A 1,129-nucleotide genomic window follows, 5' to 3' on the forward strand; every position below is an offset into this window, starting at 1 on the left:
CGGTGTCGACGGGGTCGGCGTGCCAGGCGGGTGTGCCCGAGCCCTCGCATGTCGTCCGCGCCCTCGGGCGGACGGATGCCGAAGCCCGCCAGGTGCTGCGCTTCACGCTCGGGCACACCACCGGCGAGGCGGACGTCGACGCGGTCCTCGCGGTGCTGCCGGGGGCCGTCGAGCGCGCGCGTGCTGCGTCCGGTGCCCGTACAGGCGCCGGTTCGTAGACTGGACGCATGAGGATCCTTGCGGCCATGAGCGGTGGCGTCGACTCTGCCGTGGCCGCGGCGCGCGCCGTCGAGGCCGGGCACGACGTCGTCGGTGTGCATCTCGCGCTCTCGCGCGCCGGCGGCACCCTGCGCACCGGCAGCCGCGGCTGCTGCACCATCGAGGACGCCATGGACGCGCGGCGCGCGGCCGATCGCCTCGGCATCCCGTTCTACGTGTGGGACTTCTCGGAGCGCTTCCGCGATGACGTGATCGACGACTTCGTCGCCGAATACCGCGCCGGCCGCACGCCGAACCCGTGCATGCGCTGCAACGAGAAGATCAAGTTCGCCGCGCTGCTCGAGCGCGCGATCGAGCTGGGCTTCGACGCCGTCTGCACCGGCCACTACGCGACGCTCGTCGACGGTCCGCATGGACGAGAGCTGCACCGCGCGTCGGACGCCGCCAAGGACCAGTCCTACGTGCTGGGCGTGCTGGACGCCCAGCAGCTCGCGCACACGTACTTCCCGCTCGGCTCGACGCCGTCCAAGGCCGTCGTCCGCGCCGAGGCGGAGGCCCGCGGGCTCACCGTCGCGCACAAGCCCGACAGCCACGACATCTGCTTCATCCCCGACGGCGACACCCGCGGGTGGCTCGCCGATAAGGTCGGTGCCGAGCGCGGCGACATCGTCGACCGCGCCGGCGCCGTCATCGGCTCGCACGAGGGAGCCCACGCGTTCACGGTCGGGCAGCGCCGCGGCCTGCAGCTGGGGGTCCCGGCCGCCGACGGCAAGCCGCGGTTCGTGCTCGAGGTGCGCCCGGTGTCGAACACCGTCGTGGTCGGACCCAAGGAGGCGCTCGCGACCGCCGAGATCGCGGGGGAGCGGTACTCGTGGGCAGGCAGCGCGCCCGAGGCGCCGGAGTTCGCGTG

Annotated in this window: 1 protein-coding gene and 1 pseudogene; both read left to right on the top strand. The window is 73.6% G+C overall.

Annotated features, from left to right (window positions below):
* Positions 1-218 (top strand): annotated as a pseudogene (locus tag EIO58_RS18350) (cysteine desulfurase NifS); the annotation flags it as partial.
* A gap of 9 nt (positions 219-227) precedes the next feature.
* Positions 228-1,129, top strand: a 902-nt coding sequence (gene mnmA / locus EIO58_RS18355) for a tRNA 2-thiouridine(34) synthase MnmA (RefSeq protein WP_127820598.1), incomplete at its 3' end; no start/stop codon positions are given.

The organism is Microbacterium sp. CPCC 204701 (assembly GCF_004010105.1).
Lineage (GTDB): Bacteria > Actinomycetota > Actinomycetes > Actinomycetales > Microbacteriaceae > Microbacterium.